Annotated in this window: 14 protein-coding genes and 2 pseudogenes; 8 read left to right on the top strand and 8 right to left on the bottom strand. The window is 57.7% G+C overall.

Annotated elements, in window-relative coordinates:
* Nucleotides 1-22: 22 nt before the first annotated feature.
* The 8 genes and pseudogenes from ACVWXZ_RS02520 to ACVWXZ_RS02485 all read right to left on the bottom strand — a co-directional run bounded on the left by ACVWXZ_RS02520 (nt 23) and on the right by ACVWXZ_RS02485 (nt 8,824).
* Nucleotides 23-2,434 carry a glycoside hydrolase family 10 protein gene (locus ACVWXZ_RS02520; RefSeq protein ID WP_457482103.1) on the bottom strand — a complete coding sequence of 804 codons (2,412 nt, stop codon included), beginning with the start codon at nt 2,432-2,434 and terminating at the stop codon, nt 23-25.
* A gap of 387 nt (nt 2,435-2,821) precedes the next feature.
* Nucleotides 2,822-3,235 (bottom strand): annotated as a pseudogene (locus ACVWXZ_RS02515) (RNA-guided endonuclease InsQ/TnpB family protein); the annotation flags it as partial.
* 75 nt (nt 3,236-3,310) lie between these two features.
* A pseudogene (locus ACVWXZ_RS02510) lies at nt 3,311-4,064 on the bottom strand (RNA-guided endonuclease InsQ/TnpB family protein); the annotation flags it as partial.
* A gap of 178 nt (nt 4,065-4,242) precedes the next feature.
* Nucleotides 4,243-5,556 carry a histidinol dehydrogenase gene (gene hisD, locus ACVWXZ_RS02505; RefSeq protein ID WP_011431745.1) on the bottom strand — a complete coding sequence of 438 codons (1,314 nt, stop codon included), beginning with the start codon at nt 5,554-5,556 and terminating at the stop codon, nt 4,243-4,245.
* 247 nt (nt 5,557-5,803) lie between these two features.
* Nucleotides 5,804-6,547 carry a hypothetical protein gene (locus ACVWXZ_RS02500; RefSeq protein WP_238376831.1) on the bottom strand — a complete coding sequence of 248 codons (744 nt, stop codon included), beginning with the start codon at nt 6,545-6,547 and terminating at the stop codon, nt 5,804-5,806.
* A gap of 115 nt (nt 6,548-6,662) precedes the next feature.
* The gene (locus tag ACVWXZ_RS02495; protein ID WP_011431743.1) at nt 6,663-7,847 is read right to left on the bottom strand and encodes an LL-diaminopimelate aminotransferase; all 1,185 of its coding nucleotides are present in this window, start codon (nt 7,845-7,847) and stop codon (nt 6,663-6,665) included.
* A 49-nt stretch (nt 7,848-7,896) separates the two neighbouring features.
* A complete protein-coding gene (locus ACVWXZ_RS02490) occupies nt 7,897-8,481 on the bottom strand; it encodes a TolB family protein (protein WP_011431742.1) in 585 nt (194 codons plus the stop codon).
* A 58-nt stretch (nt 8,482-8,539) separates the two neighbouring features.
* Nucleotides 8,540-8,824, bottom strand: coding sequence for a DUF427 domain-containing protein (locus ACVWXZ_RS02485; RefSeq protein WP_011431741.1), 285 nt, complete (start codon nt 8,822-8,824; stop codon nt 8,540-8,542).
* Between the two features lie 231 nt (nt 8,825-9,055).
* Between ACVWXZ_RS02485 and ACVWXZ_RS02480 the strand changes: the two genes are divergently transcribed.
* The 8 genes from ACVWXZ_RS02480 to ACVWXZ_RS02445 all read left to right on the top strand — a co-directional run bounded on the left by ACVWXZ_RS02480 (nt 9,056) and on the right by ACVWXZ_RS02445 (nt 17,065).
* The gene (locus tag ACVWXZ_RS02480) at nt 9,056-10,465 is read left to right on the top strand and encodes a DUF697 domain-containing protein (protein ID WP_414328677.1); all 1,410 of its coding nucleotides are present in this window, start codon (nt 9,056-9,058) and stop codon (nt 10,463-10,465) included.
* 48 nt (nt 10,466-10,513) lie between these two features.
* On the top strand, nt 10,514-11,278 hold the full coding sequence (locus ACVWXZ_RS02475) for a peptidase (RefSeq protein ID WP_457482102.1): 765 nt from the start codon (nt 10,514-10,516) through the stop codon (nt 11,276-11,278).
* Nucleotides 11,279-11,330: 52 nt separating this feature from the next.
* Nucleotides 11,331-12,317 (top strand): glycine--tRNA ligase subunit alpha, encoded by a 987-nt coding sequence (glyQ, locus tag ACVWXZ_RS02470; protein WP_414328660.1) that lies wholly within the window; start codon nt 11,331-11,333, stop codon nt 12,315-12,317.
* A gap of 150 nt (nt 12,318-12,467) precedes the next feature.
* Nucleotides 12,468-12,995 (top strand): low amplitude/bright protein LabA, encoded by a 528-nt coding sequence (locus ACVWXZ_RS02465; protein WP_011431737.1) that lies wholly within the window; start codon nt 12,468-12,470, stop codon nt 12,993-12,995.
* A gap of 329 nt (nt 12,996-13,324) precedes the next feature.
* Nucleotides 13,325-15,136 carry a translation elongation factor 4 gene (gene lepA, locus ACVWXZ_RS02460; RefSeq protein ID WP_414328663.1) on the top strand — a complete coding sequence of 604 codons (1,812 nt, stop codon included), beginning with the start codon at nt 13,325-13,327 and terminating at the stop codon, nt 15,134-15,136.
* A complete protein-coding gene (yqeK, locus tag ACVWXZ_RS02455) occupies nt 15,129-15,734 on the top strand; it encodes a bis(5'-nucleosyl)-tetraphosphatase (symmetrical) YqeK (RefSeq protein ID WP_238376830.1) in 606 nt (201 codons plus the stop codon). Before lepA ends, yqeK begins: the two co-directional genes overlap by 8 nt.
* 42 nt (nt 15,735-15,776) lie before the next feature.
* The gene (gene rsfS, locus ACVWXZ_RS02450; RefSeq protein ID WP_011431734.1) at nt 15,777-16,148 is read left to right on the top strand and encodes a ribosome silencing factor; all 372 of its coding nucleotides are present in this window, start codon (nt 15,777-15,779) and stop codon (nt 16,146-16,148) included.
* A 596-nt stretch (nt 16,149-16,744) separates the two neighbouring features.
* The gene (locus ACVWXZ_RS02445; protein WP_011431733.1) at nt 16,745-17,065 is read left to right on the top strand and encodes a hypothetical protein; all 321 of its coding nucleotides are present in this window, start codon (nt 16,745-16,747) and stop codon (nt 17,063-17,065) included.
* Nucleotides 17,066-17,085 lie beyond the last annotated feature (20 nt).

The raw sequence follows: 17,085 nt of genomic DNA, 5'->3' as shown, positions 1-17,085 counted from the left end.
CCCATCCCGCAAGAGGGGAGCTTCATGCCCTCATCAGGGTTTGCTCTCCGTAGCGCAGCATCATCTCCAAAGCCGCGAGACGGTTGCCCCAAACTTGAACTCGATAGGGGTTGCGCAGAGATTCCAGCCGCATCCAAGTGGCAAGATTGGTTTTCAAGTTGCCCAGTTGCTGACGGGCTTGTTCCAGGGCTTCCGGGGTGGGATCCGCTGCCAAGGCCGCCAGGGATCCCTGCACCCGCTCTATTTGCTCCATCCATTGGCTGTGCTCCCACAACCCCAACCGTTTCTGCTCGAGCAAAAACATCCACTCCTGCCGCAGCGCCTGGAAGCGATCCCGAACAGCCCCAAAGGGATCCCGATAGGGAATGCGAGTCGAGGCAATGGCGGAGGACCTGAGGATGGCTTCCAGCTCTGGGGTAAGCTGCCGCACCGAGAATAAAGCAAACCCCCCGGTGGGCAAATCCCGCACCACCTGCAGTTGATCCAAGAACTCGACGGGCGGCAAGTTCAACAAATTAAGGCTGGGGACGAAGAGGGTGGAGAAGCGGCTGACAATTTCCAAATTGGGCTGCACCAGTTGCGCCAAACGCCGTGTATTGCCCGCATAGGTGAGGGGGATCAACAGATCCAGCTCCCCTGCCTGGATCCACTCTTCCCAGTTCTGCTGCAGCCTTTGCAGGCGCTCCTGCTTGGGCAGAGCATAGACAGCTGCCGAGAGGATCACGCGCGGGTTGAGGGAGCGGGCGGTGCGGGCAATGGCCTCCACCACCTCGTTCACCTGCTGGGTGCGGTAGCGGGTCCACAACTGCCAGAGGGAGCGATCCCTCAAGGGATCCAACTCCAGCGGATCGACGCCGGACAACTGCTGAAACCCCTGACGAGCGGCCCGACCGAAGCCAAACACCTGGCGGCTGGCAGCGTTTTGGAAGGGATAGCGGATGTAGTCCAGGTGGATTCCGTCTACCTGGTAGTCTTGCACTAGCTCGCGGGTAAGAGCCAGGAGATAGCTGCGCACCTGCGGATTGGCTGGGTCTAGCCAGGTTTCCGGCTGCCCGCGCGGGAACAGACGGCCACGATTGTCCAGATTGGCCCAATCGGGGTGAGCCGTCAGCACCGGGCCGATGTAGTCTTGGGGCAAGTTGATCTCCGGCAGCAGATTGTGGCGGGTGTTGCCCACCGCAAGAGTCCAAATCCAAGCGTGCAATTCGAGGCCCCGCTCATGAGCCAAGCGCACCGCCGCCCGCAAGGGATCCCAGCCACGGGTGAGGGGGTTCTGTTGGGGGGCGACGCGGCTGGGATGAATGGCAAAGCCAGCATTCATCGTCTCGAAAAAGACGGTGTTGAGGCCAGCCTGAGCCAGGCGATCGAAAATCTGAGCCAGCCCTGCCTCAGAGCCTGCCTCGACAATGGTGCTCCGATCCAGCCAAATGGCCCGTACCTCAGACAAAGCCGTCAACCGATCCACCGGGTAGTGGGCCCACAGATCCGCCCGTGCTTGTTCAAAAGCCTGCCGCGCCTGCTCGTATTGCCCTGCCTCCACCCAGGCCGGTAGCTGTTGCAACACGCTGCGGGCTTGCTCCAAAATGGGCTTGTACTCGGCTGCTTCTACCCCCCCTTGAGTGGCCCGAGCCAGCAACAGGGATCCCTCTACCCGACCCAGCAAGCTCCCCAGCTCTTGGCGCATGGCCAGCAACTCCAGGGTGTTGATGGTGCTCCGCACCGCTGGCAAAGGGGATGGGGTGGCAGCAGCCTGTCTGAGGGCAGCGAAACGGCCTTGGGCCCGGCGCAGAGCCGCTTGCAACCACTCCCGATCCAACTGCGCCGTCTCCTCGGGAAACTCCCCCCAACGCCAACCCAGGTACACACTCTGGCGGCTGGCAATCACCGCATAGGCATTGTCCCCCATGTCCACCTCTTCCCAGACGGCCACCAGACGACTTTCCGGGCCGGTGGGCAAGAGGGCTCCCCCGGCAACCACAAAGTGCTCCGCACCGCTGGCGCGATCGGCCGCCTGAACGCTGCGGGCCCATGCTTCAGCAAACTCTGTCAGGCGCACCGTACTGGCCAGAGGAATATCTCCGCTCCAGTAGGCGCCAATCAGGCTGCGTAAGGGATCCCGTGCCTCAGCAGGGATTTCCAGCGGGCCGCTGACGATCAACTGACCCCCTTCCTGTTGCATCCATTCGGCGAGAGCATGGGCTTGAGCAACGGTTAGGCGATTCACGTTTGGCAAAAAGACTGTGCTGCGCCCCCGCAAACCTGCTGGCTCGATCCCGTCGATCACCTGGTAGCTGAGGCCGCTCTGCTGCAGTTGCCGCTCGATATTGGCCCAGTTCTGCCCTGGCAAGCGTACCACCGTCAGAAAGTGCTCCGCAGCGGGGACAGCGCTTTGGCCGTGGGCAACCGGGGATCCCGTCCAAACCAGCAGACCCACCCAGAGGAAACCCAGACAAACTGCCAGGGGCTTGAAGGATCTTAAGATGAAGCCCCAGAAACGATCCCTCACCATCCCAGACCAGCCTGCTTGAGGACTCCGTCCCGCCAAAGGACTGGGGAACCGAACCGCCAACAGCATTGGATCTCCTTTCTTTGAAGACCATCCGTCAGGAGCGCGGATATGAACCTGCACCCGCCCAGACCATTCAACATTATTCAATTCAACAATGATGTTGGTGAGGATCCCTGCCAGTGGAAGGGGGAAATCCCCAGGCGGCGCTAGGGCAGGCGAGGGATCCCGTTGCTTGTCCAGGTTGAGAAATAGGGCTTATTTTGGAGTGTGACATACTCCCGCACTCATGCTGACGCAAAGCGCTCCGCGCCGCTAACGCGAAAAGGACGTTTCCTGCGCTTGAGGACTACGTCCCGCTGACGCGAAAAGAACGGGATGCCCCACCGCCCTGTGCTTGATGTTGATGGCCGCATGGTGGTCGCGCTCTAGTTCTAGCCCACAATGGGAACAAGAATGCCACCTGTCTTGAACCGCTTTCGGTACTCTTTGACCGCACCGAGAGCAGTTTTGACTGCTGCCGTTGGGATTCACTGCAATCGCCCTCAGCCCAGCTCTTTCAGCCTTGACTGCCAGCATTTGCAGAAATTGTCCCCACCCAGCATCATAGGTGGATTTTGCTAGCTTCGTCCTCGCAATACCTTTGATATTCAGGGCTTCGTACCCAATATGCTTGCCCTTGCTTACCAGCCAGTTCGCTGTTTTGTCATGAAAATCTTTGCGCTGAGATAGTGGTTAGTGGATAGTCACTATTCACTATCCACTGGTCACTATCTACTGGTCACTATCCACTAGTCACTAGCCATAGGCGGTTTGACCCCTTCTTCTCGCGAGACAAGGCTCGCTGCAACCTCTTGAGCCTGAGCTCTGCCTTGCGATAGTACTGGGGAACTGGAACAGACTCCCCCGCATCGGTCACCAAAAAGGAGTCCAGCCCCACGTCGATCCCCATCGTGTTCTCCAGTGTTGGCGGGTCAGGGGTAAATACGGGGACAGATGAATCTTGCAGGCTCAAGGTCACATACCACCCGTCTGCCTTGCGGCTGATGGCAGCGGTCTTAATCACAAAGCCCTCAGGCAAAGGACGGTGCTGAATTATCCGAACAGCACCGATTTTGGGCAGATGGATAAACTGCCCGCAAATGCAGTCTTGTTTCATCTGGGGGAAACTGAAGGAGCGATACCGCCCAACTCCCTTGAATCTGGGTTTCCCTGCCCGCTTGCCGCTACCGTCACCCTTCAGCCAGCGGTCGAATGCTTTGTGCACTCGCTCTATGCAGTTCTGGAGGACTTGCGAATGGACTGCTCTGTACTGCGGAAACAGGGCTTTCATCTTCACCAAATCCCGTTTCTGGGAGTAGAAATCGGGATTGTCTTTTAACTCAGGCAAGTGACAGATTAAGGGACAAGCATTGCTATCACAGCGATTGTGTTGCCACCACGCAAAGCGCTCTGCCAAGCGGTAGTTGTACTGCTTGCGTAACAAGTCTAGCCATTGGTCCATCAGAGCAACTTGGCTAGAAGTAGGGCGTAAGCGATACTGGTAAGCAGTTCTCATGATGAGGGTATAAAATCCTGCTACGCCGGTCATAGCACCAGTAAGGACGAAGCATCGTGTCCTCGCCTTTTATCCCGACCCTCACCCTGGATAGTGGTGAGTGGATAGTGACTAGCCACTAGTCACTAACAGAGGGTGGGGCTTCCCGGCGGTCTAGCTAACTGCGACCAGGGCTTGATTAGCGCTCCTCCGCCAACCGCACCTGTACCGACTGGCCGTGGGCGGGCAACCCTTCCGCTTGTGTGAGAGCCTGAATGGCGCTGGCCACCTCCCGCAAAGCCGCTGAGCTGTATTGAATCAGACTGGAATGCTTTAGGAAAGTTTCCACCCCCAAAGCCGAGGCATAGCGGGCCGCACCGGCGGTGGGCAAGGTATGGTTGGGGCCGGCCAGGTAATCTCCTACCGCCTCCGGAGTATGGTGGCCCAAGAAAATGGCCCCCGCATGGCGAATGGGATCCAGCAAAGCCCAGGGATCTGCCACCTGCAGTTCCAAATGCTCTGGCGCAAACAGGTTGGACAAAGCCACCGCCGCCGTCAGATCCGGCACCACCGCAATCAGCCCGTAATTCACCACCGACTTTTCCACCATCAGACGGTTGGGATGGGCCTCCATCTGGGTGGCCACCGCCTGCTGCACCTGCTGGGCCAGCTGGAGATCGGTGGTCAGAAGGATGGCCGCCGCCAAGGGATCGTGCTCGGCTTGGGCCAGCAAATCGGCAGCCACATAAAGGGGGTTGGCGCTCTCGTCGGCGATGATCAACACCTCCGATGGCCCGGCCAGCGAGTCGATCCCCACCGTGCCGTACACCAGCTTTTTGGCCAAAGTTACGTAGATGTTGCCGGGGCCGGTGATCACGTCCACCTTGGGGATGGTCTCGGTGCCGTAGGCCAAAGCCCCTATTGCCTGAGCCCCCCCAACGCGATAGATGGTGTGGATGCCTACTTCTTGGGCGGCCACCAAAATGGCCGGGCTAATCCCCTTGCCCCCCAACCCGTCAGATCCCGGTGGCGTCACCATCACAATCTCGGGCACCCCTGCCACCTGGGCCGGGATGGCGTTCATCAACACCGTGCTGGGATAGGCGGCTCGCCCTCCCGGAATGTAGAGGCCGGCGCGATCCACAGGGCGGTATTGCTTGCCCAAGACGATCTCAGGGCCGGGAAAGCTTACCCAACTGCTGGGCACCCGCTGCCGGTGAAAAGCTTCAATGCGCTGCTTGGCCAGCCGTAGGGCTGAAAGCAATTGCGGAGATACCGCCTGGTAAGCTGCCTCTAGCTCGGCCCCAGACACCTTCAGCTCGGCAACGCTCAGCTCCACCTGGTCGAACTCAGCCGTATAGGTCAGCAGGGCCCGATCCCCCTGACGGCGTACCGCTTGCAGGATCTCCCGCACAGTTGCTTCGCGGTGCAGGTTCTGGTCAGCCTGAGTGCGCTCCGAGATCCGTCTGAGCTCGGCTTCAGCCTCGGCTAGCTGGGTGACGATTCTCAGCATAGCGACTCCTTCGCGTAGAGTGCCGCAACCCCATAGTAACGAGGGATCCGGCGGCATCGCGGTAGCAAAGCGGATCTTTCGCTGGGTCGGCTTGCGGCGACAAGAAGGGACATCCCCAGGCAGGGATCTTGTCTGCACCTGGCGCGATCCGGGTTGATCATGGTCATAGCTTAGCCTGGATTTTCCTCGACCAAGAGCCGGGTAGAGTTCGCCGATAGCCCTACTTAGGAAAAAGCCTGCCCCTTTTTCATAGGCCCAGTTCTGTCGATTTGATCAAGTTGCGAAAATCGTGGATTACCTCTTCACAGCGACGGAAAAAAGCCAGCACCCAATCCCGTAGCACCCTTTGCTGAGATTCGTCCAGTTCCTTGAGGGATCCCCGGTAGTGGATCTGGCCACTGCGCTCGATCTCGAACTGGTTCAGCCATTCTGCTTTGGATCCCTGGCGTTCCACCACTTCCTGCCGTGCTGCCTTCCAATAGTTGACGATCACCGCCTTGCCCAAATAGCCGGTTGTAATCTGGCAGAGACGGTTCAGAGATTGCACGAAGACATCCATCTCCATGCGCGGGCCCGCCGCAGGAGCGGAACTGGGCTGGGTAGCGTTCCGGCCTGCCTCCGCCTGGCTGGTAAATAGACGAAAGGTGGCCAAGCCCTTTGGCGTATCCTGCTGCAGCTCGGCTCGCAGGCGGTTCACGGCCAAGGTGTAAACCGGCATCACCAGCTCGTCATTCACCGCCACCAGCAACGCCCATTCCGGCCCGAGGGGGTAAACGAAGACCCGCTGCTCGGCAAACTGAAAATCAAAATAGTCAAGTCCTGGGGGCATGGTCTGCAAAACTTGAAACAGCCCTTCGGTGAGGGCCTGTTGCTGTCGGCTATCCAAATCCTGAAAAGAGCGGTAGAAGAAAGGGCGACCTGCCCGACTCAAGAGCGCCACCCCCATCACCCCACGGATGGACAAAAAACTGTCGAGCGTTTCCTTCTCCATGCCCACTCAACTTGGATAACACTCTTACTCTTATCCTGACTTAGATTGCCCGACGGTGGGCGAGCACAACCAACCGAGAGCTGGATGCTCGATGTTTGGGATTGATGTTTGGGATTTAGGAAATGCACCGGGACAAAAACGCCTCGATCCGTCCCACCGCCTCCTCCAGACGGGATCCCTCGACCACCAAAGCAAAGCGGACATAGCCTTCCCCACTGGGGCCAAAGCCAGAACCCGGAGACAGGGCAACCCCTGTGGCTCTCACCAAGTCCAAACAAAACTGGGCAGAAGAGCCGCGATAAAACTCCGGCAAAGGCGCCCACAGATACATGGTGGCCTCCGGCAAAGGCACAGGCCAACCCATGCGGTGCAGAGCCGCCACGGCTATATCCCGTCGCTCGCGGTACACCTGCCGCCAGCGCTGCAAAAAGCTATCGGGAACTGTCAAAGCTGCTGCTGCCCCCCGCAGAATGCCCTGGTATTGGTGGAAGTCGATGGTGGATTTCACCCATCGCAGGGCTCGGATCAGCTCTCGGCTGCCAATGGCGTAGGCCACCCGGAACCCTCCCATGTGATAGGACTTGGAAAGAGAAAAAAACTCGATGGTGCGGGTTTTATCGGGATCCGCCTGCAGCGCGGAAGGGGCTACCTGGCCGTCGAAACGCCAGTCCACATAGGGAAAATCGTGGGCCAGAACGATGTCGTACTGCTGACAAAACTGCAGGGTTTCTTGCCAAAACTCCGGGGTGACGGTGGCAGTGGTGGGGTTGTGGGGGTAGTTCAACACCAGCAGCCGCGCCTGCCGGCAGATTGCCTCCGGGATCCGATCCCACTGGGGCAAGAAGCGGTTTTCCGCCCGCAGGGGCAGGTAGTAGGGGATCCCGCCCGCCAGATGGATCCCGCCCACGTGAGAGGGATAGGCCGGATCCGCAACCAAAGCAACATCGCCGGGGTTGAGCAGGGCCAGGGGCAAGAGGGCCGTTCCCTGCTGGGATCCGATCAACGGCAGCACCTCTGTTTCCGGATCGATCTCCAGGCCGAACTTGCCCCTGTACCACTTGGCGCAGGCAGAGCGAAAGTCCGCCGTGTCGTGAAACAGCGTGTAGCCATAGGTAGAGGGATCCGACAGAGCCGATTGGATGGCCGCCAAGGAGTCTGAAGGTGGGGGCAGATCGGAGGATCCCAGAGACAGATCGATCACATCCAGGCCAGAGCGACGAGCCTCTCGCTTGGCTTGATCCATTTGGTCAAACACATTGCCGCCGAGGGGCTGAAGTCGCTGGGCGAGGGGAATCGACATGCAACAACTCTTGCAAAGCAGGGGGGTCTATCCTAGCTTGAGGATCCCCTCAGGGATTGTCGCCAGAAGTGGGGGAAGAGAGTGAGGTTGGGCGCGTGCTGGCTGCCGGCCCCCGGTCGAAAATCTCGATGTGCCACTGCCCTTGGCCGTTGCTCTCGAAGGCGATAAACCGGCCATCGCCGCTGATGGTGGGGTTGCGCACATCTCCCGGCACCCGGCTGCTGATGTTTTCTATCCTGCGGGTTTCGCGGTCGTAGAGAAAAATCTCAGACTTGCCCAGAGCATTGGACACGTAGACGATGTAGCGACCATCGGCGCTGATGTCGGGCGAGGTGGCCGCCACGTCGCTGGAGTTGAGGCCGGGCAGATCCACCAAGCGACGTTCCACCGTGTCGTAGAGAAAAATATCCTGGCTGCCGCTGCGGGCCGAGGAAAACACCAGGTAGCGGCCATCTCCGTTGAAAGCAGGCTCCCCATCGGGGAAGATGCTGTTGAGGCCACTGTTGGTCAGGCTGGGACGCGGGGTGCGAAAACCTGCGGGGCTGCAGCCCAACAGCACCAAGCTCAATCCGGCCAGGCCCAGCTTTCTCGCCCACCGGGCCGCGCCAAACAGGATCCGGCCATTGGTCAGCATGGCATCGCCTCTCCAACCCACTCTTCCCATCATACCCGGTTGACAAACTCGGCTCCGGCTAGGGCTCCACCTTGACACCCTTCCAGAAGGCCACATAGCCCCGGATGTTGGCCGCAGCGGGTTTGGGATCCGGGTAGTACCAGGCGGCATCTTTGTTCTCCTGGCCGTTGACCACGAGGGTGTAGTAGCTGGCCTCCCCCTTCCAGGGGCAGGTGGTGTGGGTAGAGCTGGGCTGGAAGTATTCCCGGCGCAGAGATTCCGGCGGAAAATAGATGTTGCCTTCTACGGTTTCGTAGCGCTCTGTCTCCGCCACCACTACCCCATTCCAGATAGCCCTGGGCATGGAAAACCTCCTCTTGCCAAGTTTTGGATATCGGATTTTTGAGTTGCGGATCCCGGCGGCTGAGGCCGCCTTGCTTTGAGCTTAACTCTTCCCTTCCTCTTATGATCGTCTTGTATTGTCCCTTGTATTGTCCGATGAGAAGCTCTCTGTCCGGTGGGGAAGCCTGCCGATCCCGAGAGCAAAGTGGAGTCTTTTAAGGGCTGCTTCCTACCGCTATTGAGCGCTACGGCTATGGCTCGCCGCAACACCCTACAAGATGACCTCAACTACCAACAAGCCAAGCGCAGCCTGCGCCAGTGGGTGGCCCAACTGGATCTGCGCCCCCAAGAGGTCGCGGGCTTAGAAGGGGAGTTGGAGAGCTTGCAAGCGCTCTTGGACAAGCTGGAAACCGAGGTCATCCACATCGCCGCCTTTGGTCTGGTGGGGCGAGGCAAGTCTTCCCTGCTCAATGCCCTGCTGGGCGAGCCAGTCTTTGAGACGGGGCCCACCCATGGCATCACCCGTACCCAGCAAGCGGCAACTTGGAACATCAGCTGGGAAACCCGCCCCCAGTCCTCCTTCTCTGGCACATCCCTGCAGGGATCCCGCCTCCCCCCTTCCTCGGTGCAGTCGGTACAGGTCGCCCATTGGCAGGGATCCCGTCTGGAGCTGATCGACACTCCCGGCCTGGATGAAGTAGACGGCGAAGAGCGGGCGCGGCTGGCCCGAGAAGTGGCGCAGCGGGCGGATTTGATCCTGTTTGTCGTCTGCGGGGATCTGACGCGGGTGGAGTTTGAGGCTCTGGCCACCCTGCGGGAGGCGGGCAAGCCTATGCTGCTGGTGTTCAACAAGATCGACCAGTACCCAGAGGCAGATCGCCAGGCCATTTACGACAAGATCCGCAACGAACGGGTGCGGCAGCTCCTTTCTCCCAACGAGATCGTCATGGTGGCGGCCTCCCCTCGCGTACCCCGCCTGGTGCAAAGGCCGGATGGGAGCTTTGCTGCCCAGATGGAAGTGGGATCCCCGCAGGTGGACGAGCTGCGCCTGAAAATCCTGGAAGTCCTGCATCGGGAGGGGCGTTCGCTGCTGGCCTTGAATGCCCTCCTGTTTGCCGATCGGGTTAACCAGCAGGTAATTGAGCGCAAGCTGCAAACCCGTGCCCAGCAAGCCCAAGACCTCATCGCCTCAGCCGCCCGCACCAAAGCGCTGGCGGTTGCCCTCAACCCCATCACCCTGCTCGATACCTTGGGAGGGCTGGCCATCGATGTCACCCTGATCCTGCGCCTGGCCCGCCTGTACGGCTGGCCCATGAGCACTGCAGGAGCCACACAACTGCTGCAGAAGATCATCCTCAGCATGCTCAGCCTGGGCGCCGGCGAGTGGGTGGCGCTGTTGGGCCTGGGATCCCTGAAAACCTTGCTGGGGGGATTCTCTCTGGGAGCCTACGGTTCCGTGGCCCTGACGCAGGCGGTGTTGGCCGGGTTTTCCTGCTATGCCATCGGCGAGTCCGCCCGCCGCTACCTGGCCCAGGGAGCCAGTTGGGGGCCAGAGGGCCCCAAAGCCGCCATAGCCCAGATTTTGGCCGATTTGGACGAAGCCTCGATCACCGCCCGCCTGCGGGAGGAAATCCGCCACAAAATCGGATTTGCTTTCCCCTGAACCTCTACAATCGCCTCTACAATCAGAGAGCCGAGCCGCATCGTTCGCATGACCTACTGCCTTGGCGTCATCACCCGCTTTGGCTTGGTGATGGCGGCAGATTCCCGCACCAACGCCGGGGTGGACTACGTCTCCACCTATCAAAAGCTGTTCGATTTTTCCGTGCCCGAAGAGCGGGTGATCTTGATCTGCACCTCCGGCAACCTGTCCATCACCCAGGGCGTTTTGACCGAAGTGCAGCGGGATCTGCGCCAACAGGAAAGTTCCAATCTCCACACCTTCCCCCATCTCTACGACGTGGCCCGCTACCTGGGATCCAAAATTCGTTACATCCAGGAGCAAGACCGACCCTGGCTGGAAAAGGACGGTATCGACGCCCAGTGCAGCCTGTTGTTGGGGGGACAGATCCGAGGCGAGGAGCCGGCCCTCTTTTTGATCTACAGCCAGGGCAACTGCATCCAGGCCACCCCGGAAACCCCTTTTTTGCAGGTGGGGGAAACCAAATACGGCAAGCCAATCTTGGATCGCACCCTCTCCTACGAAACCTCGCTAGCAGATGCGGCCAAATGCGCTCTCCTCTCCATCGACTCCACCATGAAATCCAACATCTCCGTCGGCCCCCCCATCGATTTGGTGATGGTGCAAGCGGATCAGTTCAAGGTCACCCACCGTCTGCGCCTGCGCACCGGGGATCCCTACCTGGCCAAGATGCGCAAACTGTGGGAGAGCGCCCTCAAACAAGCCTTCGACCAAATGCCCCCCATCGAGTGGGACTACTCGGATCCAGCTGATCGGGAAGAGCTGCTCGACTGAGAGGAGGAGATTGGTAGGATAGGGGTTAATCCATCTCTGCCCAACCCCTGCCATGTCAGCCCACACCTTTCAAGACTTGATCTTTCGCCTGCAACAGTTTTGGGGGGAGCAGGGCTGCTTGATCCTACAACCCTACGACCTGGAAAAAGGCGCCGGCACCATGAGCCCCCACACGTTTTTGCGCGCCTTGGGGCCGGATCCCTGGCGAGTGGCCTATGTCGAACCCTGTCGCCGCCCCACCGATGGACGCTACGGTCAAAACCCCAATCGCCTGCAGCACTATTTTCAATACCAAGTGTTGATCAAGCCCTCCCCCGATGACATTCAAGATGTGTACCTAAATAGCCTGCAAGCTTTGGGCGTGAACCCGGCAGAACACGATGTTCGCTTTGTGGAAGATGACTGGGAATCTCCCACCTTGGGGGCTTGGGGCGTGGGCTGGGAAGTGTGGCTGGACGGCATGGAAGTAACCCAGTTCACCTACTTTCAGCAGGTGGGCGGACAAGATTGTCGCCCGGTTTCTGTAGAAATTACCTATGGGCTAGAGCGCCTGGCCATGTATCTGCAGGGGGTGGATTCGGTTTTCGATCTCTGCTGGAATGAGCATCCTTCTCTGGGACGGATTACCTATGGACAAATCTATTTCCAAAATGAGGTCGAGCAATCTTATTACAACTTCGAGTATTCCGATCCGGAGATGCTACTGGAATTGTTCCGGCTCTACGAAGCCGAGGCCAAGCGTTTGATCGAAACCACCCAACAGAAACTGCAGAAACAGGTGTTGCCGGATCGGTTGGCCGTGTCTCTGCTCCTGCCCGCCTACGACTATGTGCTCAAGTGCTCCCACACCTTTAACCTGCTCGACGCTCGTGGTGTCATTGCTGTAGCCGAGCGCACCCTCTACATTGGGCGCATCCGTAACCTGGCTCGACAATTGGCGGAGCTGTACGTTAGCCAAGCCGATCGACCGGGATCCAGCTATGCCCTGCGGCAACCGGAACCCGCTTTGGTTTACAGGGGTGCCTCTCCCCAGAGTTAATTCTTGAGAAAGGGATCCCACCTTTGGCTATGATGAGAGATTGGTGTCAGCAAGGTGCTGGCTGCCCAAATGGCTCTTGTGGAAAGTCAGTGACCTCGTTTTCATCCTCTTTTTCTGACCAGTTCACCTTACTTTTTTCGGAAAAGCTTTATGTTTTACCATCATCCCGTCACTCGGGTTTCCATCTTTATTGATGGCAACAATATGTTTTATGCCCAACAAAAAAATGGCTGGTTTTTCGACCCACGCAGGGTGTTGGATTATTTTGTTAGATCACAGCCAAATGTTGAATTGGTCAACGCATTTTGGTACACCGGCATCAAGGATCCCCATGATCAGAGGGCCTTTCGAGACGCTCTGATCAGCATGGGCTTCACTGTGCGCACCAAGATCCTCAAAGAATATCGAGATGAAGACTCCGGTCGGTACTCCCAAAAAGCAAATCTGGATATCGAAATAGTAATCGATATGTTCAACACCGTTGGCCAGTACGATAGGATCATTCTATTTAGCGGCGATGGAGATTTTGAGCGGGCCGTCGAGCTGTTGCGTTCCAAAAACACGCTGATTACAGTTGTCTCCACCGAAGGGATGATCGCCCGCGAGCTGCGCAACGCCACCGACCGCTACATCGACCTCAATGACATTCGCCCCTACATTGAGAAGTTAGACAAGTAGTGCTTTGGGCAGGGTTCTGGACTGCTTCCTCTGCCGTCGGGTCAGACCCATAGCCTCCTGGCGAGCTGGCGACAACACCGCCTAAGTTCGTTCTGGCTTTTTCCATCTTCACGGATCCCATCCCTGCCACACAAGCGGCACGTCTGTTGTACCGGCTCTAGTCAGCGCTGCCGGAAAGGAGCTGTCCCGGCCAATGCGGAGGACGCTCCGGTGCCCGACAGAAGAGCTGTATCTTCTCCCCTCAGCAGCCAACTTCTGGGCAGCCTTGGCTTAGGCAGAGGGCCAGACAGGCTAGCATTGTAAAAAATCTTTGCCCTGATCAGGTTTTTATGACCGGCGTTCCTGTCTCCCGTATTCGCAACTTTTCCATCATCGCCCACATCGACCACGGCAAATCCACCCTCGCCGATCGCCTCCTGCAGGAAACGGGCACCGTTTCAGCTCGCGAGATGAAGCCGCAACTGCTGGACAGCATGGAACTGGAGCGGGAACGGGGCATTACCATCAAGCTGCAAGCGGCCCGCATGAACTACCGTGCCCAAGACGGCCAAGACTACGTTTTGAACCTGATCGATACGCCGGGGCATGTGGACTTCACCTACGAAGTCTCCCGCTCCCTGGCCGCCTGTGAAGGGGCGCTGCTGGTGGTGGATGCCTCTCAAGGCGTGGAAGCCCAAACCTTGGCCAATGTGTACCTGGCCCTGGAGAACAACCTGGAAATTATTCCGGTGATCAACAAAATCGACCTGCCGGGCGCCGAGCCGGAGCGGGTGATTGCGGAGATTGAGCAGGTAATCGGCCTCGACTGCAGCGGGGCAATCCTCGCCTCTGCCAAGGTGGGTATTGGCATTCAAGAGATTCTGGAGGCCATTGTGCAGCGGGTGCCCCCCCCACGGGATACGGTGGCGGATCCCTTGCGGGCCTTGATTTTCGATAGCTACTACGACGCCTATCGCGGCGTGATCGTCTATGTGCGCATCATGGACGGGGAGGTGAAAACGGGGGACAAGATTTGCTTTATGGCCTCTGGCCGAGAATACGAGATTACCGAGCTGGGGGTGATGCGTCCCAACCAAGAGCCGGTGGATGCCCTACATGCGGGCGAGGTGGGCTACATGGCCGCTGCCATCAAGAGCGTGGAACACGCCCGGGTTGGGGACACCATCACCCTGGTGAATCGCAAAGCTCCTGAGCCCCTGCCCGGCTACAAAGAAGCCAAGCCGATGGTGTTTTGTGGCCTGTTCCCCAGCAGCTCCGATCAGTACGCCGAACTCAAAGAGGCTCTGGAAAAGCTCAAGCTCAACGATGCTGCCCTGTACTTTGAGCCAGAAATTTCCAGCGCCATGGGCTTCGGCTTCCGCTGTGGTTTTCTGGGCCTGCTGCACATGGAGGTGGTGCAGGAACGCCTAGAGCGGGAGTACAATCTCGATCTGGTGATCACAGCTCCGACGGTGGTGTACCAAGTTACCCTCAACAACGGCTCTGTGATTCGGGTGGACAATCCCAGCAAGCTGCCTCCCCCCAACGAGCGCACCAGCATTGAGGAGCCGATTGTCAGGGTAGAGGTGATTCTTCCTGAGGAATTTGTCGGTACCGTGATGGAGCTGTGTGAAACCAAACGCGGCACTTTTAAAGACATGAAATATCTGGCGCAGGGTCGGACTACGCTGGTGTATGAGCTGCCTCTGGCGGAAGTGGTCACCGACTTTTTCGACCAATTGAAATCACGCACCCGTGGCTATGCCAGTATGGATTATCAAATGATTGGCTATCGCGCCGATGATTTGGTGCGTTTGGACATTTTGATCAACGGCGATGTGGTGGATTCTCTATCCACGATTGTGCATCGGGATAAAGCTTTTTATGTAGGCCGTTCCCTAGTTGCCAAGTTACGGGAGCTGATCCCACGCCATCAATTTGAAGTGCCCATTCAGGCGGCAATTGGCTCTAAGGTGATTGCTCGTGAAACCATACCAGCCCTGCGCAAAAACGTCTTGGCCAAATGCTACGGAGGAGATGTGACCCGCAAACGCAAGCTTTTGGAAAAACAAAAAGAGGGGAAAAAACGCATGAAGGCGGTGGGAACGGTGGATGTGCCCCAAGAAGCGTTTATGGCCGTGCTGAAGCTGCAGAATGACTAGGGCCATGGGCACTCAACTGGGGCGGGAAGAGGTGTTGGCCTGGCTACAGGAGCGGGTGTCTCCTCCTCGCCTCCGCCATATCTTGGGGGTAGAGGGGATGGCCCGACAGCTGGCGGCCCACTACGGGCTGGATGAGCAGAAAGCTGCTTGGGCAGGGCTGATGCACGACTTGGCCAAGGCTTTCCCGCCGGAGCAACTGTTGCAAAGGGTGGCTCAGGAACGGGAGCTGGATGAAATTGAGCGGGCCGAACCTCACATCCTGCACGCTGAGGTGGGATCCCTGGTGGCGCGGGAGCAGTTTCAGGTACAGGACCCGGAGATTTTGGCGGCCATTGCCAACCACACGCTAGGGCAGCCCGGCATGGATCCGCTCAGTTGCGTGGTTTTCGTGGCCGATGCCCTGGAGCCGAATCGGGGCAGCAACCCAGAATTGGAGCGGTTGCGGCAGATGGCTTTTGTAGATTTGTCTAAAACCGTAGTGGGAGTATGTGACTTGAGCCTAAAATTTTTGCTAGACCGGAATCAGGTGGTTCATCCGCGCACACTCATGACTCGGAATCATTTTTTGTTACATCCTTTAGAAAAAGCGGTGTCCTAGGTTAACTCAGTCGTTTTAGGAGGGTTTTAGTTGCTACATCTCATGCCTGCCCCTGCTGGGGATCCCATCTATTGCATGGCGCTGAGTGCAGCTCGCGCGGCAGAAGAGAAAAAAGGTGGCGATATCGTTCTGCTGGATGTATCCCAAGTCTCCACTTTGGCAGATTACTTTCTTCTGGTCAGCGGCTACTCGCTTACGCAAGTCCGCGCCATTGCCCGAGCAATTGAGGAAAAGGTTTGGGACGAGTGGAAACAAACTCCGCGCCGCATCGAAGGGCAGGAATCGGCCTCTTGGATACTGATCGACTATGCCGATCTCATTGTCCATGTGATTATGCAACAGGAAAGGGACTACTATGACCTAGAGTCTTTCTGGATCCAGGCTCAGCGAGTCGATCTGCCCATAGCAGGCTAAATCTATTTGTTTTGGATCCCTGGATTTGGCAGTTCTTCAGGTCTTGGAGCCAAGGGAAGAGTTGCTCTTTACAACTCTTTAACTGCCTTCCAGGGCCTCCTTGACAGACAGAAGTTTTAGTCAATTGTCAAGAAATATGTAAGTTTCTTAATATTCCCGCAATTTCTTACACAGTCACGTGTTAGGGTAGTGAATGACAAATAGCTGAGTAAGATCTTCCTGCCTTTTGCAGTCGAGTTTCTATAGTCTTTGTTAAACGCTCTACCTTGTTTCTCTTGAACGCTGATAATTCTTCGTTGGTACTGAATACCAGCAAAAAGATTTTCCAGCTGCTGATGGCTCCTATTGGCTGCTTTCAGCGGCAAGTGGAAAGGCAAACGAGGCGAATAGAGGAGGCAAGGATTGGCTGCACAAGAGGATCTTACGAACGAAACCGCAACTTCTTCCCGACGGCAGACTTAACTGCAACCGGCTTAAATGGTCGGCCTGTAGGCAAAATCCGGTGCCAAAAGCAGCGGAGGAAGATGGGGAAGCAGCGTTTTTTGTTTAATGTCTGTTTTTAAGAGCGACAGGGATTTTTAGGAGGGACATTCATCATGGAAAAGATGTTGGTTAATATCGTCGAGTACCTGGCATTGGGAGAACTGGAAACTATCCTCTCCACTGAGCACCCCCATCAACAGGTGTTTTATGACGCTAGGGAGCGGGAAGCGATGATGCAGCAGATCCTAAACCGGGTCCCCGCCATCTACATGTGGCTGGCTGCCGATGAGTGTCCCAGCCGCGATCAACTCAATTCCTCTGAGCTGGAATTGCTGCGGTCGGTAGTGCGGGATGTGGTCAATCAAAAACTCCAACAAGCCTCTTTTGGCCTTGACCCCTATGCGGGATCCATGTCAGAGGTCTTCTACGGATAGAGGGGGCGGGCTTAAGCTAC

Source organism: Thermostichus sp. MS-CIW-38 (genome assembly GCF_054058415.1).
This window is presented reverse-complemented; position numbering and strand designations above follow the sequence as displayed.